This window comes from Shinella sp. H4-D48 (genome assembly GCF_022637395.1).
In the GTDB taxonomy this organism is placed as follows: Bacteria; Pseudomonadota; Alphaproteobacteria; order Rhizobiales; family Rhizobiaceae; genus Shinella; species Shinella sedimenti.
Genome location: NZ_CP093337.1, coordinates 3,010,288 through 3,028,431, shown reverse-complemented (window position 1 = coordinate 3,028,431; position 18,144 = coordinate 3,010,288). Strand labels below are relative to the sequence as shown.

Genomic DNA, 18,144 nt, shown 5'->3' with positions numbered 1-18,144 from the left:
GGGGCTGGACACATTTTTGCAAGATGCTATAACCCCGCTCGCTCCCGGGGCGAAACCAAACGCCCCAAGGATTTCCAAGAGAAATCCACCCGGATGCCCGGATAGCTCAGTTGGTAGAGCAGCGGATTGAAAATCCGCGTGTCGGTGGTTCAAATCCGCCTCCGGGCACCATTAAGCTTCAAGAAAAACAATAGCTTGCGAGTTTGGCGTCAATAAGTTGGCGTCTACCATGTAGCATCTCTGAACTCTCTACCGTTTACCTACCATTTGTGGAAACCCGTGGCCTACAAGGGCTGGTCAACTTTCAAGGTCGAAGTCCCGAATTTCGTCTCTACCCGTTTCAGCTATCCTCCTACCGTTTTGCCGAATAGCGTTACGAGGGAAAAGAGCCGGCAGCATCATGTAATGGCGCTGTCGGCGTACTCGGTCCACCTACGGTTCTTGATGAGGGTGCTTTGGTACATTGACAGGCCTGCGCATCCCTCAATCGATCTGAGTGTGTCGATTACCGAATTCACCAACGGCTCCGGCATCCATGGACTGAGGATGACGTCCTTGATGCAGCCTGCCGGAAGCGCGAAGCTCTTAGCTTTGACCTCCTCCGTTTTGCTCTCGTAGATGACCCTGTACTCGCCCTCAGGCTTGTAGGGATACCGCTTGAGAAACGGGAGGCTCATCGTCTTGGGCGGATTTTTCAATCTCGCTATCTCAAGATATTCGACCTTCTGATGCCGGATGCCTAGCACGTCGCGGAAGGCTTTGAGAAGCAGGTCCTTCTGAAGAACGATACACACCCCATCGACGTTGGGCGAGAACACGCGCCAGTGACCGTAGGTGTCAGAGTCAGCGGCCAGGCACACAGCCAGTAGCGTCTTCAGTTTCAGATTGTCCTGATAAACCTGCATGAAATGTCGGTCATTTCCGTCATCCCATTTCTCAGGCGTCAGAAGCGTGATCTCGTTGCTCCTGAGCATATGGATCGCCGCGGCAAGGTTCGTATATCTCCGGTACGTTGTTCCCATGCTGACCATAATGCCCTCGTCATCCCGTCCCCGTAGGACCGCCGACCATCATTACTTAATCAGCAGGCCGCCTTCGATTCCCTTTTTGGAGTATGGCAGCGCCTTCTTGAAGACAGCACGATACAAGGTGTCGACCCCATCAAGAATTGCGGTCATAGCCTCGGTCACCTGTGCTTCTGATAATGTGTGCGCTTCCCGTGGATGCACTAAAGCGTTTCGCACCTTCAAAGCGTCTTTAAGCTTCGAGAACCAGTTGCCCTTCGCCTGCACCATGTCCGCAGAGCACTTGAACAACAAGAGTTCGATTCGATCGGTCAACCGAGAAAATTTCGATTTCGTCGATATCGAAAATCCTCCATTGTCGAAAGACATGTCTTTCTCAAGCAGAATGCCGCGCTCATGCAAGGTGAACATCTGGCTGTTTTCAAAATGTTCCGCCATGTAGTTGAGATGCGCCTCTAAAAAGGAGAAAGCATGAAGGAGGGCTGCGCGGAGATACGCCTGCTTTAGGTCAACACCATCCGCTGCTATGGCTTTCTCACGGAAGCCTTTTGCGGCTTCCATGAGGTCCCTGGAATATTCGATGAAGTCGCTCATCAGATTTTTGACTTGCTTTCTTCGTAGGCGAGGTTCGCCCGCTTCGCTTCATAGCCTTTGATCGAAGAGTCGATCATCGCCGCAGTGAATCCACCGCCTTTTTCGGCCTGCAGCCAAAAGAGTTGGGTGAACCGGCCTCGCTCCTTTGCATCAGAGCGGAAGCCCAATCCGCGATAGCTCTCGGAATCGGTATGATGTTTACCTTTGACCAGGAGCTCCGCTTTCAATGGGTCTTTCGCCTTAGGAGTGCGTAGGCCGTAGTGCCGCTCGAGCCTCGTGGGGTTGGCTTGAAGCGATCCGGCAACGAACGCCCAGGCAGCTAGGAGCGCGACGTTTTTGGTCTTGTAGATTTGATCAGCCTTGCCCTTTAGCTTTTTCGATTTAGGGTCTCGATAGAATTCGACCTGCGCATTGATCAGGGATGCAAACTCTTTGCCTGCCTTCAACAGCCCAGCGTCCGACCACAGCTCAGGATGCTTGTCTTTCACGTCTGTCCAAAGCTTTGGATTTCGTGTTCCAGATTCTACGACGACCGGAGTCGTCTCCACCGATTCGAACTTGTCCGGAGCGATGGCGCGACCGAGAAAATAGTTCACGATGAAAGTCCGAGCCTCTTTAACGGTGATCGGGTTACCTTTCTTGTTCATGTCTGCGAAGTCGCGCCCCTTCTCAAGCAAACCACACTTCTGGCACCATTCCCGTAAGTCAGTCCCTTCTATGGTAGCGAACATGCGGTCGAGCAGATCGGTGGGCACAGAGATGTTTGTATTTGAGATGACCTGGACGTCGAGCCGCTGTTCCTTGTTGAGATTGAAGTAGACCTTCAGTCCGTGATGAACGTTTATGCCTGACGAAGCGCATCCAGCGATCGCCTCAAATCTGTGCTGACCGCCGATGATCTCAAGAGACAGCTTCTTTGTGGGAGAATATTCGCAGACGATATTGCTGAATTTTCGCCCTTGTAGAGCATCCTGTTGCATCCGCTCGAACGCCGCATGGCTGTAGACCACATCACGATTGGCTCGGTATTCGGGTGCCTCGTCCGGGTCCAAAGGAACGTCAGTGGTCCCCTTGGCAATGATTCGATCCGCTTGTACGTGGCATTCAGTGAACGCCGCGCCAGTCAAATCGTCCCTCAAGATGATCATTGCGCTGCGTTCGAGTGGATCGAATTCTTCGCAGAATGTTTTCGCAGCTTCCTCTAGCTCGGCAGTGTCGACCGTTTCCTCGAACCCAGAAAAAATCACGCTATCTGTGTCATTGCCCATTCAGGTTCGCCCCAAGTCTAATTAGAGAATTAAGGGAACTGGATAGCGCAAAATGTTTACAACCACAAAGAAGTTTGCAGGATGGATGAGACAAAGCCCATTTTGAAAACCTGCACCTCGGAAGCGCGCAGCAGGAACATGTCGCGCATCCGCGCCAAAGACACCAGGCCCGAAATGGTTGTCAGGCGTCTGGCCCATTCAATGGGATATCGATATCGGCTTCACCGAAAAGACCTCCCGGGTAAACCCGACCTGACTTTCGGGCCACGTCGGAAGATCATCGAAGTTCGGGGATGCTACTGGCACGCTCATGTCCGTTACGACCCGAAGTGCTGGGAAGCTCGATCAGAAGCCAAATCGAACCAAGCATATTGGGGTCCAAAGATGGATCGCAACGTCGAGCGAGACCGAAAAAATCTAGCCGCTCTCGAGGCAGCAGGTTGGAAGGTGCTGGTCATTTGGGAATGCGAGCTTAGGGACCTGGAGGCCGTTCGCACGCGCGTATCGGACTTCCTCGGCGAAAAGTAAACATGTGGATTCTTGGTCCGTTCACCCGGATAAGCCTCGCGAAATCTTGTACGACTAGACCAGCGGATGAACCGTTGCGCTGAACGTGTCAGCGTGCTATGGCGGCAATGTTCTTGTTTTGTTCCTGTACTGGAGGCCTCCCGATGAACCTTACTTCCCTTGAGATGTGCGCTGGGGCTGGCGGTCAGGCTCGCGGTCTCGAACTTGCGGGATTTGATCACTCCGGCGTCGTGGAGATAGACAAGGACTGCTGCGAAACGCTGCGCCTTAATCGCAAACAGTGGACTGTCCACGAGGAAGACCTCACGCTTTTCGACGGAACGGGTTACCGGGGTATCGACCTTTTGGCCGGCGGCTTGCCGTGCCCGCCGTTTTCCGTCGCCGGAAAACAGCTTGGCGACAAAGACGAGCGCAATCTTTTTCCCGCTGCCATCCGCCTCGTCGACGAGACCCGTCCAAAGGCCATTATGATCGAAAACGTCCGCGGCTTTTTGAGCGCGGTGTTCGAGGACTACAGGGGTTTCATCAAAGGTGAACTCAAGAAGCTTGGCTACGATGCGCATTGGCGTCTATTCAATGCAAGCGACTATGGCGTCCCGCAGTTGCGCCCACGCGTTATCATCGTTGCGCTCAGGGACGATATAAAAGATCATTTCGAGTGGCCGTCACCGTCGCCGTTCGACGCGCCCACGGTTGGCGAAACACTTATCGACCTCATGTCGGCGAACGGCTGGAAGGGTGCTAAGACTTGGGCCAAACGCGCCAACGACGTTGCTCCGACTCTGGTTGGCGGCTCGAAGAAGCACGGTGGCCCCGATCTTGGTCCGACACGCGCTCGCATGGCGTGGGCGACACTCGGCGTGAATGGCAAGTCGATCGCCGAGGAAGCACCAGAGCGGGATTTCGTCGGTATGCCACGGCTGACTGTCCGCATGGCCGCCCGTATCCAGGGGTTCGACGACGAGTGGCAATTCCACGGTCGGAAGACCGCTGCCTATCGCCAGATCGGCAACGCCTTCCCGCCGCCAGTGGCAAAGGCCGTAGCGACCAAGCTCCGCGAAGCGATGGAGACGAGAGCAAGTCATCCCGTTTCGGCACTCGCAGGTTGAAGTCTTAACCTTCCGCTAACCATGTCCGGCGATCATCGCCGGCATGTCGCAGGTCCCTCTCGATTCGTCACATCAGGACTACCCGCTCGTCTCCAAACTGGTGACGGCGCTTCTGCGGCATGGCGGCGGATACGACAAGTTCGCGGTCGAAGTCCCCGCGCTCCTGCGTCAGGCGTTCGACGAAGTCATCGACGCGCCGCGGACGGGCCGCTTCACGCTCGCCGAGACCGAAAAGACCGAGAAGACGTATGTCGGCACCAAGGTTGAAATCCTGGTACGCAATCACCTGGACGTTCCCAAGGGGACGATCCTCGACATGCTCGTCGCCGGCGAAGAGATTGATATCAAGAACACCACCGGAAGGGACTGGATGCTTCCGCGGGAAGTGGTCGGAAGACCTGCGTTCCTAGTCCGATCATCTGAGAAAACGGCACTATGCGACGTCGGCGTCGTGGTATGCCGACCTGACTACCTAAGGATCAGCACCAATCAGGACGGCAAGGGGCAATTGCTTGCCGCGCAGCACGTGAACATCTGGTGGATACTCCGCCAGCATCCCTACCCACCGAACTTCTGGGAGATTCTGTCCGTCGCCGATCGAAATGAAATCGTGTCGGCGCGAGGTGGAACACACAGGATCGCGGCTCTGTTCGAGAAGGTCCAGGACAAGCCGATATCAAGGCAGCAGGTAAGCGCGCTTGCCCAGCAATTGGATTACATGAAACGTATTCGTAGGAACGGTGGCGCACGCGACATCCTCGCGCCGAAGGGCATAGCACTATTGTGGGGTCAGCGAGATCGAGCGCTTATTGAGCAGCTCAATCTCGGACCCGTCACGGCCGACGAATTTATTTCGTTCAGGCCCACCAGTGCCGACGATATAGCCCTGCTGAAAGACGCAGGGCATATCGATTGAGGATTACGCCGTTTCCTTGGGCGTGAGTACCTGACGGCCGCGATACATGCCGGTCTTCAGGTCGATGTGATGCGGGCGGCGCAGTTCGCCAGAGTTCTTATCTTCGACATAGGTCGGAGCCGCTAACGCGTCCGCTGAACGACGCATGCCGCGCTTCGAGGGGCTCGTCTTTCGCTTCGGTACAGCCATATTCAATATCCTTCTCGGTTCGATCCCTGCCCGCAAGGCGCGTTTGAATAATCTCGACGAGGGACAATCCGGTCTCTCTACAACGTCGTTCCGTCTTTTACCAGTGATCGGATTATCCAAGTTTATCGATTGACCACGAGGAGCGCGATATAAGGCCCCCGCAGCCGAAAGAGAGAATCATGGTGAAAACAAAGCAGAGAAAGGTCACGCAGGAGGAATACGGGAAGGTACATGGTTCGGATAGGATCGGTCCGTTCGCGAGGACGGTGTACCCTTGGTATATGTGGTGGATGCGGAATGAAATCGCCAAGGTTAAGAGTCCTAGAGATATGGCACTGCTGCACGCGACACCGAGAGCGCAAGCTTTCTGGTTTGCATGCGGCCTCGTCTGCGCCACACCCGTCATCCTCGTCATCCTCGTCATCATGTTCCTGCTGACCCGTTAACGGATCGATCGCCATTTCCGCGTCTGTCGACTTGCCGGAATCCATCGAGCCCGGCACAAGGAACGCCGACAACGACGGAGGTCGCAGATGGCAAATTTCGGTTCTCCCGCTCATACCGCGGCAATGGGCAATCTCGGCGGCATGATGCTCATCGCCGGCGGTGCGATGGCACTTGCCAACGGCATCGGCGATGCCCTCGACGCCGCGGCCGATGCCCGCCGCCGACGTGCCTATGGCAACGCCCTGTCGGCCGCTACGGCGCATGCGGACGAGATGGAAGACCTCGCACGCACGGCCGTCGGCATGGTCGCCGAACTCGAAGCTGAGGTCGCTTCTCTTCGTGCAGCGTGCAGTCAGCGGCAACAAGTCATCGACGTCCTTGCCGGACGGGGCCGCGCATGAGCGATATCACGGACGAAGAATGGCATCTCCTCAAGGAGCATTTCGGCGATCTGGCTTACGAGGAACCGCATAACCATGAGCGCTACCTCGCGACGATCCGAGGTCTTCAGCAGGTGCAAGCGGGGGAAGTCGAGGGTATCGACGATGTCATCGCAGACGTCGATGCGATTATCGGCCTGGCGGAGCTTGATCGCGGCGAGAGCGTCGACTTGGACGACGTCGTCACGAAAGCCAAGGCCATCCTCGATCAGTAACCAGAAACCAGAACCCGAATGAGAAAGCCCGCCGAGATGGCGGGCTTTCTGTTGTTATCCAAGTTTGAAGCGGTTCTCGATGTCGCGTTTGAGAAGGGCTTCGGTTTTCCATCTCCGATGATCCAGCGACGACCTTGGGGACCTGTCGTTCGCGGGGATCGGCGCGTGGACGCCGACAACGGGGACGCCGTCGACGCCGTGCTGCCTACCGTCAACAAATTTCTTGATCTGTCCCGGACCAGCACGTCCGAGCGCCGCGAGTTCATCATCGCCCATGGTCAGGAGCAATACGCGGGCGTCATCGCGGATGGCGCTCAGGTCCATACCATCTCGGACAGTCCGGCTTTTGGCATTGCAGTACTTTCTGACGGTATCGATGCCCGAGGGATCGACTGTGTGCAGAGATGCCGCAGCGCGACGCGCTTCCTTGAATTCCTCGATGATGCCAGGCTTCGTGACCGTTGGCTCGTAGTGCGGCATTGGAGCTGCTCCACCGAACAACATCCGGAATGGCCACTCGATCACGCCGTCAATCGTGCGTCCGATAGCAGGCAGCGATGCCCAGAAATCCTTGCCCATGGCGGCGATCGCTCGGGCAATGGCGGCGGCTATTCGTGAAAACATGATGTCTCTCCCTGGTTGTGAGGAGATCGTGGTCTTCGGCAAAGCAACCCACAAAAAACGGCGGAGCCGAAGCACCGCCGTCTAGCCAGATGAGGAAAGAAATCTAGATCGCTCGTCTGAGGGCCGTGCGATCTATGATTAGATTGCGGTTATCGGCAGCGATGAACAAGGCCGCCGGTGAAAATCATGGCTTCCAGCAACCGCGCTTCTCGCCCCACGAATTGTGGGTAACGACCTCACGCTTTGTTTCCGTGGACATCGTTGACACCTCGGTCCTCGTCGGGCGGATCGGCTGCCATCCAGAACATAGGCTGCCGCCGCTAGTCGCGCACCCAGCGAGCAAGCTCGCGATCAAGATCAGCGTCGCCCATTTTGCGAAACTTGCCATTCAGAGTCTCCTTGTCTTTGAGTGCGTTGAGGTCTTCGGCGACCCGCTTGGCTTCGACGTCGGCCTTGGCGGAGGCATAGATACTCGGCCTGACGATCTTTGATGCCCACAAGCAGTTCGGGCGTCGCCGACGGCGTACCGACCACGTAAAGTGAGCCTTCCGTATACGGGGTCGGGTTGTCGAGGTTTTCGCGCAGATATTGACGGTGGCCTTCGCGGAGACCGTCGGACAGCTCGCGTAGCGCCATTCTTCCCGCGCGCCGAAGGTCGGCGTCGAGGGTGCCGAGGTCGGTGTCGATATCGATTGTGATGCCCGCCATGATCGTCTCCTTTTTGAGAGATCATGGCGGGCACTATTTGCGTGAGACCAAGTCGGGATTCAGTCTAGAGGTATCCAGCCGCCTCGCGCAGGGAATGCAAGGCCATTCCGTCCACGTATACGGTCGGATCGTCTTCCCAGGTATCGTCATCCCAGTAGACGAGCTTGTCGCGACCACCGCCAGTGATGTTGCGCAAGGCGCGGGTGATACCCTTGCCGAAGCGCGTGCTGTACTCGTTCCAGTCGTCGTCGATATCGAAGATGTCCTGCATCTCCTCCCAGCCAAGCGAACCGTTGTTCTCGGCGATGCGCTTGAGGAAGCGCACAGACTTTGCATCCACACGAGCAAAGAGTTCAGTCGCCTGAGCAGGTGTGATGGGCGTGCTGATCGCGTCGTCCGTACTCTCTGCCTGCAATGCAGCGGTGATCGCCTCAAGCAGTGTTGTGACACGAATCCTTGCTTTTACGACCGTTTTACCGTCTAGTTTAAGTTCAACTTCCATTGAAGTGCTCCTTTGATGTTGGTTGTTCCCGGCAGCGTTCTTAGAGGGAGGCTGCCGGGTCAAATCGCTTAAATTGGCGACTAAGATTTCATATTGGAAATGTGACGCGTTAACAAGTGTTTTAATCAATCTGATGAGATTTGATTTGCCCTGACGCTCGTCCACGCACCTGGCGGCTAAGCGATTACATTGCAATCCGTTGTCTTATGTCGCATATATGAGACGTTATCGCAGTTAACGTATCGAGTATGAGACATGGTCGACAATCCCAAAATCACGACGACGAAAGGCACGGTCGTCCACCCGCGCGTCGAACGTGGCCTGCGAAAGTTGGGAGAAGACATCTCCCTGGCTCGCCGTGCGCGCCGCATGTCAGCCCAGGACTTCTCCGATCGATGCGGCTTCTCGAGGGCAACGCTCCATCGTCTTGAGAGCGGCGACCCGGGCATTGGCATCAATAGCTTGGCTATGGCGCTCCATGCGCTTGGCCGTCTGGACGCCTTGATCGATATCGCCGACCCGATCCATGACGCCGTGACAATGATGCAGCTGCGCGAAGCCGTGCCGCGGCGGGTCAACAAGACGCGGAAAAAGGCGGAAGTCGCGGCTGCGGAGATCGTCGAAAAGACCGGTGGCAAATACGTAGGCTTCTGATCTCTTGACATGAGATCATGGCTTGATCCCCGGGGGTATGATCCCCTCCGGAAACAGGGCATGCAGTTCGACGTCGGCGTTTATCGACGTCGTCGGCCATTCTCCTTCACCGTCGTCGCGAGGGACGAGGTCGAAACCCGGTAGCGCCGCGCTGCCGTCAAGAGCCACGAGCGTCGAAAACAAGAATCCGGACAGGCGCTCGTGGACGGGATCGCCGTCGGGGTTGGACGATGACGCCGCACTTACGTCCGCTCAGGAGATTCTGGACTACATCCAGAACGATGTTCTGAACATCGTCGGGAGCAAGGTCGCCGACAATCGAGGCATTTTCGTCAGCATGGGTGAACTTGCCTTCCTTGTAATACGAGGCATGCACGCGCTTCTTCGAATACGCAATTTCGGCCAACAGGTTTTCAGGCTTCTTTTCCGAGATCAATCATCTCCCTTGTTTTGGTGTCTGAGATGATTGTGTGCTCGCCGACGGCAGGCATCATTTTCGCCGGCACGAATTCTAAGCGATCCAGAGTTGTGTCACCACGCACGCACCGATATGCCAGTGATGCTGAATGCATGATCAGGGGGGAAAGCATGGTTTGGATTGTAGTGGTCGGGGTCGTCGTTGTCGGCCTGATTTTTCTGATGTCGAAAAGCAAAAGCTCGACGCCTCCCGCGATATCGAGCAACTCCGGCACGCCAACCGTAGAAGTTAGCCGTCAGCAACTGGCGGCCATGGTCGATCACAACAAGCGCCGTGCCGCGACCTTGCCCGATGATGAAACTAGAGAATTGGCCGAGGCTCTGCGAGTGGACGCCGAAACATATTGGTCGCATGCCTACAATGCCGCTACGTCGGACGGAAAAGACCAGAAGTTTGCGACGCAGCTAGGTCTGTTCTCTGTTGCGTGCGCTATCCTGACTGGAGAGCAGCACCCTCCGCAATCACTTTACGGTGGACTCGATCTCGAAACCGTTCCGTTTAAATCGCTACATCCAGACGAGGCGAGGCCAGCCTTCATCGAGTACTGCGTTGCCAAAGTGATGCCTTCGCAGGCTGATTGGAGCGTTCTCAACGCTTCGCTGTTGAAGTACGGGGACGAGGTGTTTGCCGAAGCCAAATCCCATAGCAACCCTGACAGCTACGTCTACGAGATGATCTACAGAGAAACGCTGGATTGGCAGAAGTTTCTGGCCGAGGCCATCAGCGTCCGCGAAAAGTCGCGAAATCAATAAAATTTTCTACAACCTGTTTCCGAGACCTCAACTTGCCCGCGCTACTGTCGTCGCGGGTTTCATGGGGAGTCGATAATGACGTTTGGTCAGCTGGTTGCGGTGTCTATGGTTGTCGCGTTCGGCGGCGGCGTCGGAGCGACATACCTATCTACCGAAGGCAGCGTGCAGCAGACGCAATCGTCGGCGGTGGCGGCCGAGGTGAAGCCTGTGTCGTTCAGGTCATACACGATGTGCAGCGGCGCGAAGCGTGTCCATTGCGTGGTAGACGGTGACACGCTCTGGCATGAGGGCACCAAAATCAGGATCGCGGATATCGATACGCCAGAGGTCGGGGAGCCGAAATGCTCGTCCGAGGCCGCGCTCGGAGCCAGAGCCACCAAGCGCATGCTCCAGCTCGTCAACGCGGGACCGTTCGAATTCCGGGCTTGGGAAGGCCGCGACGAAGACAAGTACGGGCGGAAGCTGAGGGTTCTCGTTCGTGACGGCCGTAGTCTCGGCGATATCCTAGTTTCCGAAGGCCTTGCGCGGACATGGAGCGGTCGCCGCGAACCCTGGTGCTGACCATCTCACGGCAGCCACTCCGAGGAGACACGAAAAAGCCCCCAAGGGGGGGCTAGTTGAGTACTTTGAGTTCGTAGCCGGCCGCCTGGGCAAAGCGGCCGATGCGATCAAGGACATGGGCTTCGAGACGGCCCAGGATCGCGGGCGACACCTGTCGGCCCTTAGACGCCTTCCGGTATGTCGCTATCGTCGAGGGCGCAACGCCCGCGATCTCGGCCGCTGCCGCGGAGTCTAGGCCACCGAGGTCTAGGAGCAGCGCGAGCTGCTCCTGCGACGTCATGGTGCGTCCGTCGTCGGTTATGTAGAGGGTGCTGATCACACTGCTCCCCTTTTATATGTCCGAACGGCTTCTTCGACATCCTTGGCATCGAGCCAAACGTTTTCGCCGTTGCCTGTTACGCCTGCCCTCCCGGCATCCTCGACGACGACAACGAAGATGTTTCCGTTGACATAGCCATCCTTGCCGTAAGTGTGCACGAGGTACGATTTGATACCCTCGACATTTTCAACGTAGACAGGGTCGCCATCGTAGCCAGAGATTTCGCCTGCTATTGCCAGGTCATGCAGAAGCCCTCGTCCGACTGCGAACAGCGGCACTTCCTGTGGTTGTCCATATTCCATTGTATTCTCCCCTTATTGCCCCGTAGGGCGACTTGATCGATGTGAAGGGCAGGTTCCAGATGCTCCCTCTCGGACGGCACCCACGTGAGGTGCCGTCGAAGAAGTGCATCAAGCGGCGCGGCGCTGAACCCGCTCGAGGGCCTCGACCAGGCTCAGGACCTTCGAGCCATCTAGCCTCCAGTGCCCGCGGTTGATGTCCTGGGTGCCAAAGGCTGCCCTGATGGCGGCGCGTGCGTTCAGCGTGCGGCCAGACAAGTAGCGGTATTCGTCTGCGGCGAGTTCCATCTTGAGCATCGCCATTGCTACGTCGCGACCGGCATCGCTGTCGGAGCGGCCGAGGGCTGCGTGCAGATCGTCCTGACGGGCGAAATAGACCATCAGTGCATTGGTTGGCGAGTATGCCGAGGTCTGACGCTCTGCGAGAGACACAGTGGCCTTGGGTGCAGCCTTGCGGAGCGAGACTGGCTTGGCCAGGGAAACAGTGGAAACGGTAAGTACGAACATGTGATCTTTCCTTTTATCGATGCGCCGAGTTCCAGTCGGCGGGGTAGTTGGTTTGGCTACCGCGACCGGGTTTCCCCGGTTTCGGTCCCGGCCGAGGGACCATCGTCAGGCGGCTGGGATCAGTGGGAGATAGTTCGACGGGACGTAGACGTCCCTTCCGGCGTAGTTCTCGTCGTAGAATTTCCAGAGGTTCGGGGTCTTGCGTCGGCCTTCGACGGGGCCGAGGAGGAGCGCCAGCTTCTCCATTTCGCGGCGTTCCTTCGGCAGCCTGTCGAGAAGGTGAACCCCCTCGAGATGGGCAAGGCGACCCTCGAGAAAGTTCAGGACGTCGTTCTCTGTGGCGATGTTGTGCATGATCATTCCTTCCATGTTCGCCCGGTTCCGAGGGCGGTGAGAGTGGATAATCCCTCTCCCATGCAAGTATGATTGCCTATCCCCGTGTCGGGGACAACCCAATTTTTCAATCAAAATGAAGCACAGTTCGCGTCTTGAATTATGGTGTCTAGAATTATTGAGAATTGTAAACGAATTTTTATTCAAGAACTCGCGCCGACAGTCGCGCTTTTCATGAAAAGCATGCCGATTTTTACCGGTAGTATTGTGGTCATTGTCAACACTTCTATACAGCAAGGATGCTGGGGTCCCGGGGCGGCGTATACTGTAATTGGTTGCCGACAGGGGCTTCCCATGCGGCCATCTGAGCGCCGAGGCGGGGATGGCGGCGGAAGCCGCGGAGGTCGGCGTAAATGTCTAGGCCGCGATCGACGATATCGGCGCAGCGCGGATCGCGAGCGCTGCCTGTAGCCGGTGCGGTTCGATGTCAGATGAAAGCAAGGGATCAGACGTCACACGGCGGCGGGTCTCGGGCGTGCCGAGATCGCGCTTTTCAACCGGCTTGACGGATTTCTTCTTCCTTGCCACGTAGTCGTTCCCCAACTGCTAAGTATAGCGTTGGTCTATCGGCGGCGAAGGACAAGTATGTATCGCCTTCTAGGGGCGAAATTAACCATGAACTACTTAAATTACACTTTTTAGCATTGCAGAAACGAAGAAGGCGCAGGTCATTTTTGGAACCCCTGCGCCTTCCCGGAAAGAATACAGTATGTTTCGACTGCACTCATGAGCGTAATATCCGTCGACATCGTTAATGTGTCAACGAAAAACCCCGGCGTCGGTGAGGACGCCGGGGTTCGATCTTACACGCCCTGATCTTCGAGGTATTTCTCGAAGCCCACTGCCAGGCGTTCACCCGCCCAAGCAGCGAGGCGGAAGACAGAGCGCTTGAGGCGGCGAACCTCAAGGTCTTCCTCCGGTCCCGAGAGCGGGATCGTTACCACGACGCCGCGACGGGGGTCCTCTGCTCCGACGATACGAGAGTTTGTCGGGTAGAGAAGCACTTGCCCCTCGACGAGCAGCTTGTCATTGACGCGAAGAAGACGAAGGGTCCACTTGCGCGAAATGTTGAGCTTCCCGGCGCGGGGGCCGCTGATCCAGCCCGTCAAGCCAAGGACCGTGTACTCGCGGTAAGCGCCACGTTCACGGTCATTCAGCATGATATTGTCGAAGCGAAGTACGTGGAACTTCTCTTCGTGCAAGCCAGGCCAGTACCCTTGGGGCAAAAGCTTCGGCTCGGGAGCCTCAGCGATCGGCGGCTTGGCAGGGCGAGTGACGTAGGTGTTGGTGTTCGCCATGAGCGATCTCTCCAACGGCATAGGGTGCCGGACCCACGCTGCAAACTGTCTTGCAACGTAAAAGTCCCGGTTTAGTCATGCACGCCATGTGTCACACCTCCGTTTTCGTGGACGGCCGATGTACGCGTCAGAATTCAAGAAACCCCTTCGGAAATCGTTCGAATTTTAACGAACGTGCGTCCGCGTGCACTTTTTTGGTGCTCATTTGCGCTAAAGCCGGACAGGCAGCGGCCTTGGTTTTGACTACCTGATAACGGCCGGCTGGCAGATGGCGTCGGCGGTGTCCAGGCGACACTGGTCTTCCTGACGCCTGATCCAGGCGTCGATCGATCCGTAGACCGGGATCGCACGGATCAGCCCGCTGCCGTCTAGCGCGGGGAGATAGCACTTGGTTTCCCAGTCGATATGCAGAGCGTCGTCGCCGTCGGATGCGTCGGTGTCCTGCTCCAGGTCGGCCCAGGTCAGCAACTCATCGCCGCCGATTTCGTATTCACTCGTCATCATAGACCTCCCATCCGAATTCATCGACTCTACGATGCTGACCGACTTTCCGGACCTCGGCAACCCGTCTGCGCTCGACCTCGGCGCGCTGCACGCGGCGCACAATAGTGGCGTCCTCGAAAGATACGACGTTCGACATCGGGGTCTGTGCCGGTGCGGGCCGGGTCTCGTCGAGGTAGAGTTCCAGGCATGTTACGTAGGGATCAACGAGCGACCGCTCGGCGGGCGAGAGCATGCCGAGTTTGCCGAGTAGCTTGAGCCCGCGGGCGGTGAGGGACTGGATGTCAGGCTGCATCGGCGACCTCACCAGGCATAGCCTTTACGTCGTAGGAAAGCTGGACGTCGCCATCGTCGAACAGCTCTTCCCACATGCCCTCGTGGCCGCCGGAGTAGCAGCCGTTGACGGACAGGACGAGGTAGTACTGACGTTTGATCGGACAGACGTCGAACGAGTTCTCGGCGGCCTTTCCGAAGGCCTCGGCGATGCGCCAGGCGTCGCGGGCGGTGATCGTTTCGAAGTCTTGGTATGTCTCCGCGATCGCACGGACGTCGTGATTGAATAGCACCCAGAACAGGTCCATCGGATCGATAGCACCGCCAGGAAAATGGATGGTCAGGTGAATTTTGTTCATGTCGCTCCCCTCAAAGCTGGTCTGGTTATGTTTGCTCGAAAAAGACCGGCATCAAATCCGCCGGCGGTTTTCGAAGGCAGCGGCAACGCGGGGATCGTCATCCGGATCGTGAAATTCGGACGTAGCCGCATGCAAGTCATGCCAGCCCCAGGCGTCAGCAACGGCAGCAACGCGGTCTATGACGTCGGATGTAGGGGCGAGATTGCATGGGCCCGCAAACTGGCGGACATGGCCGAGATGAACCTCGAGCGTGCCGATCGGCTTGTCATCGGGATCGCGAACGCTGAAATAGCGTGTAGGCGTCGAGGTGAGAACGTTTCCGTGGTCGCCGTGGCGCAAGCAGTTGTGCATGCGGATGCCCTCGCGGCGGAGAGCGTTCGGCGTCAGTATCTGGACGAGGCTGTGGCCGTCGCCGAGGCCGGCGACATGAACCTCTTCATCTCGGTCGAGGGTGAGCTGGGGCTGAGCGCTTCGGTAGCGGAGGCCCTTGGTCGCTTCAACAACCAGACGCTCGAGCGTGCCGCACTTCGTCAGCTTCTTCGGGTGCCCCTCGTCGTCGAGACTGTAGAGCCAGAGATGGTTGTCGCGCTCGGCGGTCGCAAGCCAGTCTATGACGTGCCAGACGTCTATGCTGTCCCAGTCGATCCATAGCCGCGCTCGCTGCATCCATTTCCGGTCAAGAACGCCGTCTCCCTGCTCGGGCCAACCGTCGATGCGGTGCAATGCGGGACGACCGTCGATGAATTCACCAACGGCAATCCATACCGCATCCTTGACCGTCTGCTGAAGCCAAAACCGGAAGAAGACTCGAACGAGGCTGCACTCGATCAATGCTCGCATTTCTCCGGTGGCGTATTCCGGCATGTCCAAGGCCTGGATGAAGTGCTCTGCCGCCGCATTGAACTCAGGGTGCGACGTCAGCTTGCTCATCGCATGCCCCCGACCCGTCTGGCGGGCGCATACGTCCGCAGCGGGCGCATGGACATGCTGTACTGGACGTCCTGCCAGATGTCGTCGGCGGCGGCGATTGCCTCGTCGAAGGACATGGGCGTCATACCGGGACGGCTGAGCTTCGACCAGTTCGACCTCAAGCGCTCGTAGTCGGTGACATCCAGCGTTTCCGGCAGCGCCGACGGATCGATGCCGCGGTGACGGCAGACGCGGTCCAGTTCGGCGACGACCTGGCCGACCTCGACGCCCTCCCACAGGCGGTCATCGTTCACGTCGGCCAAATACTTGACGCGCATGTCCGTCGTCGGCTGACAGATGACAGCGAGGATTTTTTCGGCGTACGCGGCCTCGATCGGCTGGCACGCTATCGTCAGCGCCGGCACCCGCGGAACGAAGGATGGGATTTCGGTGACCTCGGTCGCGGACGAAAACGCGTCCGAGCCACGGCCGATGGTGATGTCGATCTGTGTACGCGCCCTGACGCCGCCGACGGAGCCGCGGACGACCCATCTCTCGACCGGGTCACCGTGGCCGACATCGATCGGCTGCGCATTGTCAGACAGGAAGTCGATGTCCATACCTTCGGCTTGCAACAACGCGCGGATGATAAGCAGGCCCCGGTGCGTTTCGTGCGGGAGATAACGACGAATGGCGGTGATGTCGGCATCCGACGTCGGACGCGCGCGCTGGTCGAAGAGCATGCCACCCTTCAGCTCGATCGGCGACGGGCCGAGGCCATGATGCCAGTGGCGCAGTATGCCTTCGGCGAGCGTGCGGCCCGCAAGAGCGTTGATTTCGAGGCCGTGAGCTCGGACGGCGGCTTTGAGACGTCCGTCGAGGCTTTCAGCTATTCCGGAAACTTTTGCCATTTGTCGATCCCCTCAGATTTTTATTGGCTGAGGGGATCGTGTGCGCCGGCGATGCAAGGAACTACATCACTACCTGATCAGTACTTGATTTCACGGAAAGAGGATTCATTTCAAGGAAGTAATGGGGGAAACGGGCAATATCCAGAATCTCGAAAACATTGGGAAATGCCCGGCAATCAAGGTCGGGTCATGTGATAGAGGTCCTGAGCGGGACCAGGGCGGCCGTCGTCGAGTGGATGACTAGCCAGAACGCGAAGCTCATCGACGTCAGGGCGTCGGGTCCTAAGACGGACAGCGCGAAGAACCGGTGCGGGCTTCCCACCGCGTGAAACTAGAATAGACGCCGCCATCCTTTCGATGCCCTCAAGGCGCTCGAGGTTCTTCGCTTGTCGCCGTTCCTCGGCCTCGGCCCGATAAATCGCGACCGCAGCAGAGATTGCCGCATCTACGGCGTCCGTCGGCTTTCCGCCGATCTTTGCAAGCTTCTCTGTGTACCGCTCTTGAGCGGCCCGGCCGGCTTCGTTCGCGGGGTTTCTTGGTCTCGGCATCTCGATTAATTCTCTCACTACCTCATCACTACCTGACGAGAATGGTACCGTCGGATGCAAGGAACCAGTGGGACATCGACGTCCCGTTCTCAATTCAACGCGACTTGAAAAACCTCGGCTCGATCTTTCCCGCCTCGACCTTCGACAGCGCCAAGGCGGCATCACCATCGAACACGGAACTGAAGACGTTACGGATCACGTCGGCACCAGGTCCGTTCGTACCGAGGAGGTGAAGAGCTGCATCCGTCAGGGCGTCACGAATATGCTGCCGATTTACCGGCACGATCCCGGAAGCGAGAGCCGCCTCGACCATGGCGCGGGTCTTATCAACCGCCTGAGCGTGATAGGCTTTACGTTTGCCCGTTGCCAGCTGACGGATTGGCGTTGGGCGGTAGGCTTCGTCGATAAGTTCGGCGAGGAGCTGTAGCGGTAGGTCGGCCATGATTTGATCCCTGCGGCTCTGATGCTACTATCCTTTGTGCCGGCGCTCCTCGGGGCAAGTGTTTTTCATGTAAACGCTCAATGCTTGGCATTACACTGCCGCTCAATGTGTTCTCGACATCGGCTCCGATCTCCGGTCAAGAACAGCAAAAATAAGCGTAGCGCCCCGTTAAATCCAAAAATCAAAAGTCCCATGTAACTTCCGCGCCCCGCGCGTATCTACTTAGAATCGTGCAAAAAGTCAAAAAAAGTTGACGAGAAAACCCTTGTGGCACGGGGTTTTGTCAGCTTCATCAAATCCCATATATCCCGGCTTTATGACCGCCCCCGAAAACCTCAAATCCCATATATCCCGGTTTTGAGGCACATAATCCCG

The 18,144-nt window shown here is 57.4% G+C and carries 28 protein-coding genes and 1 tRNA gene; 10 read left to right on the top strand and 19 right to left on the bottom strand.

Going from position 1 to position 18,144, the window contains the following annotated elements; genetic code table 11:
* Positions 1–95 precede the first annotated feature (95 nt).
* Positions 96–171: transfer RNA gene (locus MNR02_RS14915), tRNA-Phe, on the top strand.
* 227 nt (positions 172–398) lie between these two features.
* Here MNR02_RS14915 and MNR02_RS14910 read toward each other — a convergent pair.
* From MNR02_RS14910 to MNR02_RS14900, 3 genes are read right to left on the bottom strand one after another with little or no spacing between them, the layout of a single operon-like run.
* Positions 399–1,031 carry a DUF2971 domain-containing protein gene (locus MNR02_RS14910; RefSeq protein WP_241947338.1) on the bottom strand — a complete coding sequence of 211 codons (633 nt, stop codon included), beginning with the start codon at positions 1,029–1,031 and terminating at the stop codon, positions 399–401.
* Positions 1,032–1,073: 42 nt separating this feature from the next.
* Positions 1,074–1,619, bottom strand: a complete 546-nt coding sequence (locus MNR02_RS14905) for a hypothetical protein (RefSeq protein ID WP_241947337.1) — start codon at positions 1,617–1,619, stop codon at positions 1,074–1,076.
* Entirely contained in the window at positions 1,619–2,887 is a 1,269-nt protein-coding gene (locus tag MNR02_RS14900) for a hypothetical protein (RefSeq protein ID WP_241947336.1), read from the bottom strand. Before MNR02_RS14900 ends, MNR02_RS14905 begins: the two co-directional genes overlap by 1 nt.
* An 81-nt stretch (positions 2,888–2,968) precedes the next feature.
* On the opposite strand from MNR02_RS14900, the gene MNR02_RS14895 reads away from it, so the two are divergent.
* The 3 genes from MNR02_RS14895 (at position 2,969) to MNR02_RS14885 (ending at position 5,440) form a co-directional block, all read left to right on the top strand.
* Positions 2,969–3,415 carry a very short patch repair endonuclease gene (locus MNR02_RS14895; protein WP_371746679.1) on the top strand — a complete coding sequence of 149 codons (447 nt, stop codon included), beginning with the start codon at positions 2,969–2,971 and terminating at the stop codon, positions 3,413–3,415.
* A gap of 143 nt (positions 3,416–3,558) precedes the next feature.
* Positions 3,559–4,524 carry a DNA cytosine methyltransferase gene (locus MNR02_RS14890; protein ID WP_241947335.1) on the top strand — a complete coding sequence of 322 codons (966 nt, stop codon included), beginning with the start codon at positions 3,559–3,561 and terminating at the stop codon, positions 4,522–4,524.
* Positions 4,525–4,567: 43 nt separating this feature from the next.
* Entirely contained in the window at positions 4,568–5,440 is an 873-nt protein-coding gene (locus MNR02_RS14885) for a NaeI family type II restriction endonuclease (RefSeq protein WP_241947334.1), read from the top strand.
* A gap of 3 nt (positions 5,441–5,443) precedes the next feature.
* Here the strand turns inward: MNR02_RS14885 and rpmF are convergent, their stop codons facing one another.
* Positions 5,444–5,629 (bottom strand): 50S ribosomal protein L32, encoded by a 186-nt coding sequence (gene rpmF, locus MNR02_RS14880; RefSeq protein WP_241947333.1) that lies wholly within the window; start codon positions 5,627–5,629, stop codon positions 5,444–5,446.
* A gap of 533 nt (positions 5,630–6,162) precedes the next feature.
* Here rpmF and MNR02_RS14875 point away from each other — a divergent pair.
* On the top strand, positions 6,163–6,477 hold the full coding sequence (locus MNR02_RS14875) for a hypothetical protein (RefSeq protein ID WP_241947332.1): 315 nt from the start codon (positions 6,163–6,165) through the stop codon (positions 6,475–6,477).
* Positions 6,474–6,731, top strand: coding sequence for a hypothetical protein (locus tag MNR02_RS14870; RefSeq protein WP_241947331.1), 258 nt, complete (start codon positions 6,474–6,476; stop codon positions 6,729–6,731). Before MNR02_RS14875 ends, MNR02_RS14870 begins: the two co-directional genes overlap by 4 nt.
* A gap of 54 nt (positions 6,732–6,785) precedes the next feature.
* Here MNR02_RS14870 and MNR02_RS14865 read toward each other — a convergent pair whose 3' ends face one another.
* A complete protein-coding gene (locus MNR02_RS14865) occupies positions 6,786–7,355 on the bottom strand; it encodes a hypothetical protein (protein ID WP_241947330.1) in 570 nt (189 codons plus the stop codon).
* Positions 7,356–7,516: 161 nt separating this feature from the next.
* Between MNR02_RS14865 and MNR02_RS14860 the strand changes: the two genes are divergently transcribed.
* Complete coding sequence (locus tag MNR02_RS14860; RefSeq protein ID WP_241947329.1) at positions 7,517–7,846, top strand: hypothetical protein; 330 nt, start codon at positions 7,517–7,519, stop codon at positions 7,844–7,846.
* A 281-nt stretch (positions 7,847–8,127) separates the two neighbouring features.
* Here MNR02_RS14860 and MNR02_RS14855 read toward each other — a convergent pair whose 3' ends face one another.
* Complete coding sequence (locus MNR02_RS14855) at positions 8,128–8,565, bottom strand: hypothetical protein (RefSeq protein ID WP_241947328.1); 438 nt, start codon at positions 8,563–8,565, stop codon at positions 8,128–8,130.
* Positions 8,566–8,820: 255 nt separating this feature from the next.
* On the opposite strand from MNR02_RS14855, the gene MNR02_RS14850 reads away from it, so the two are divergent.
* A complete protein-coding gene (locus tag MNR02_RS14850) occupies positions 8,821–9,219 on the top strand; it encodes a helix-turn-helix domain-containing protein (RefSeq protein ID WP_241947327.1) in 399 nt (132 codons plus the stop codon).
* Between the two features lie 157 nt (positions 9,220–9,376).
* Here MNR02_RS14850 and MNR02_RS14845 read toward each other — a convergent pair whose 3' ends face one another.
* Entirely contained in the window at positions 9,377–9,655 is a 279-nt protein-coding gene (locus MNR02_RS14845) for a hypothetical protein (RefSeq protein WP_241947326.1), read from the bottom strand.
* Positions 9,656–9,807: 152 nt separating this feature from the next.
* On the opposite strand from MNR02_RS14845, the gene MNR02_RS14840 reads away from it, so the two are divergent.
* Positions 9,808–10,449 (top strand): hypothetical protein, encoded by a 642-nt coding sequence (locus tag MNR02_RS14840; protein ID WP_241947325.1) that lies wholly within the window; start codon positions 9,808–9,810, stop codon positions 10,447–10,449.
* A 75-nt stretch (positions 10,450–10,524) separates the two neighbouring features.
* Positions 10,525–11,010 (top strand): thermonuclease family protein, encoded by a 486-nt coding sequence (locus MNR02_RS14835; protein ID WP_241947324.1) that lies wholly within the window; start codon positions 10,525–10,527, stop codon positions 11,008–11,010.
* A 52-nt stretch (positions 11,011–11,062) separates the two neighbouring features.
* Here MNR02_RS14835 and MNR02_RS14830 read toward each other — a convergent pair whose 3' ends face one another.
* The 12 genes from MNR02_RS14830 to MNR02_RS14775 all read right to left on the bottom strand — a co-directional run bounded on the left by MNR02_RS14830 (position 11,063) and on the right by MNR02_RS14775 (position 17,769).
* Positions 11,063–11,329 carry a hypothetical protein gene (locus MNR02_RS14830; RefSeq protein WP_241947323.1) on the bottom strand — a complete coding sequence of 89 codons (267 nt, stop codon included), beginning with the start codon at positions 11,327–11,329 and terminating at the stop codon, positions 11,063–11,065.
* Positions 11,326–11,631 carry a hypothetical protein gene (locus MNR02_RS14825; RefSeq protein ID WP_241947322.1) on the bottom strand — a complete coding sequence of 102 codons (306 nt, stop codon included), beginning with the start codon at positions 11,629–11,631 and terminating at the stop codon, positions 11,326–11,328. Before MNR02_RS14825 ends, MNR02_RS14830 begins: the two co-directional genes overlap by 4 nt.
* 108 nt (positions 11,632–11,739) lie before the next feature.
* Positions 11,740–12,135: a hypothetical protein gene (locus MNR02_RS14820; RefSeq protein WP_241947321.1), complete on the bottom strand. Its 396-nt coding sequence runs from the start codon at positions 12,133–12,135 to the stop codon at positions 11,740–11,742.
* 105 nt (positions 12,136–12,240) lie between these two features.
* Complete coding sequence (locus MNR02_RS14815) at positions 12,241–12,489, bottom strand: hypothetical protein (RefSeq protein WP_241947320.1); 249 nt, start codon at positions 12,487–12,489, stop codon at positions 12,241–12,243.
* A gap of 396 nt (positions 12,490–12,885) precedes the next feature.
* On the bottom strand, positions 12,886–13,056 hold the full coding sequence (locus MNR02_RS14810; RefSeq protein ID WP_241947319.1) for a hypothetical protein: 171 nt from the start codon (positions 13,054–13,056) through the stop codon (positions 12,886–12,888).
* 275 nt (positions 13,057–13,331) lie between these two features.
* Positions 13,332–13,826, bottom strand: a complete 495-nt coding sequence (locus tag MNR02_RS14805; protein ID WP_241947318.1) for a hypothetical protein — start codon at positions 13,824–13,826, stop codon at positions 13,332–13,334.
* 243 nt (positions 13,827–14,069) lie between these two features.
* The gene (locus MNR02_RS14800; RefSeq protein WP_241947317.1) at positions 14,070–14,327 is read right to left on the bottom strand and encodes a hypothetical protein; all 258 of its coding nucleotides are present in this window, start codon (positions 14,325–14,327) and stop codon (positions 14,070–14,072) included.
* Entirely contained in the window at positions 14,317–14,622 is a 306-nt protein-coding gene (locus MNR02_RS14795) for a hypothetical protein (RefSeq protein ID WP_241947316.1), read from the bottom strand. Before MNR02_RS14795 ends, MNR02_RS14800 begins: the two co-directional genes overlap by 11 nt.
* Positions 14,612–14,959: a hypothetical protein gene (locus tag MNR02_RS14790; RefSeq protein WP_241947315.1), complete on the bottom strand. Its 348-nt coding sequence runs from the start codon at positions 14,957–14,959 to the stop codon at positions 14,612–14,614. The genes MNR02_RS14795 and MNR02_RS14790 overlap by 11 nt, the downstream gene beginning before the upstream one ends.
* Before the next feature lie 51 nt (positions 14,960–15,010).
* Complete coding sequence (locus tag MNR02_RS14785) at positions 15,011–15,889, bottom strand: hypothetical protein (protein WP_241947314.1); 879 nt, start codon at positions 15,887–15,889, stop codon at positions 15,011–15,013.
* Entirely contained in the window at positions 15,886–16,779 is an 894-nt protein-coding gene (locus MNR02_RS14780; protein WP_241947313.1) for a nucleotidyl transferase AbiEii/AbiGii toxin family protein, read from the bottom strand. Before MNR02_RS14780 ends, MNR02_RS14785 begins: the two co-directional genes overlap by 4 nt.
* 642 nt (positions 16,780–17,421) lie before the next feature.
* Complete coding sequence (locus MNR02_RS14775) at positions 17,422–17,769, bottom strand: hypothetical protein (RefSeq protein ID WP_241947312.1); 348 nt, start codon at positions 17,767–17,769, stop codon at positions 17,422–17,424.
* Positions 17,770–18,144: the final 375 nt, after the last annotated feature.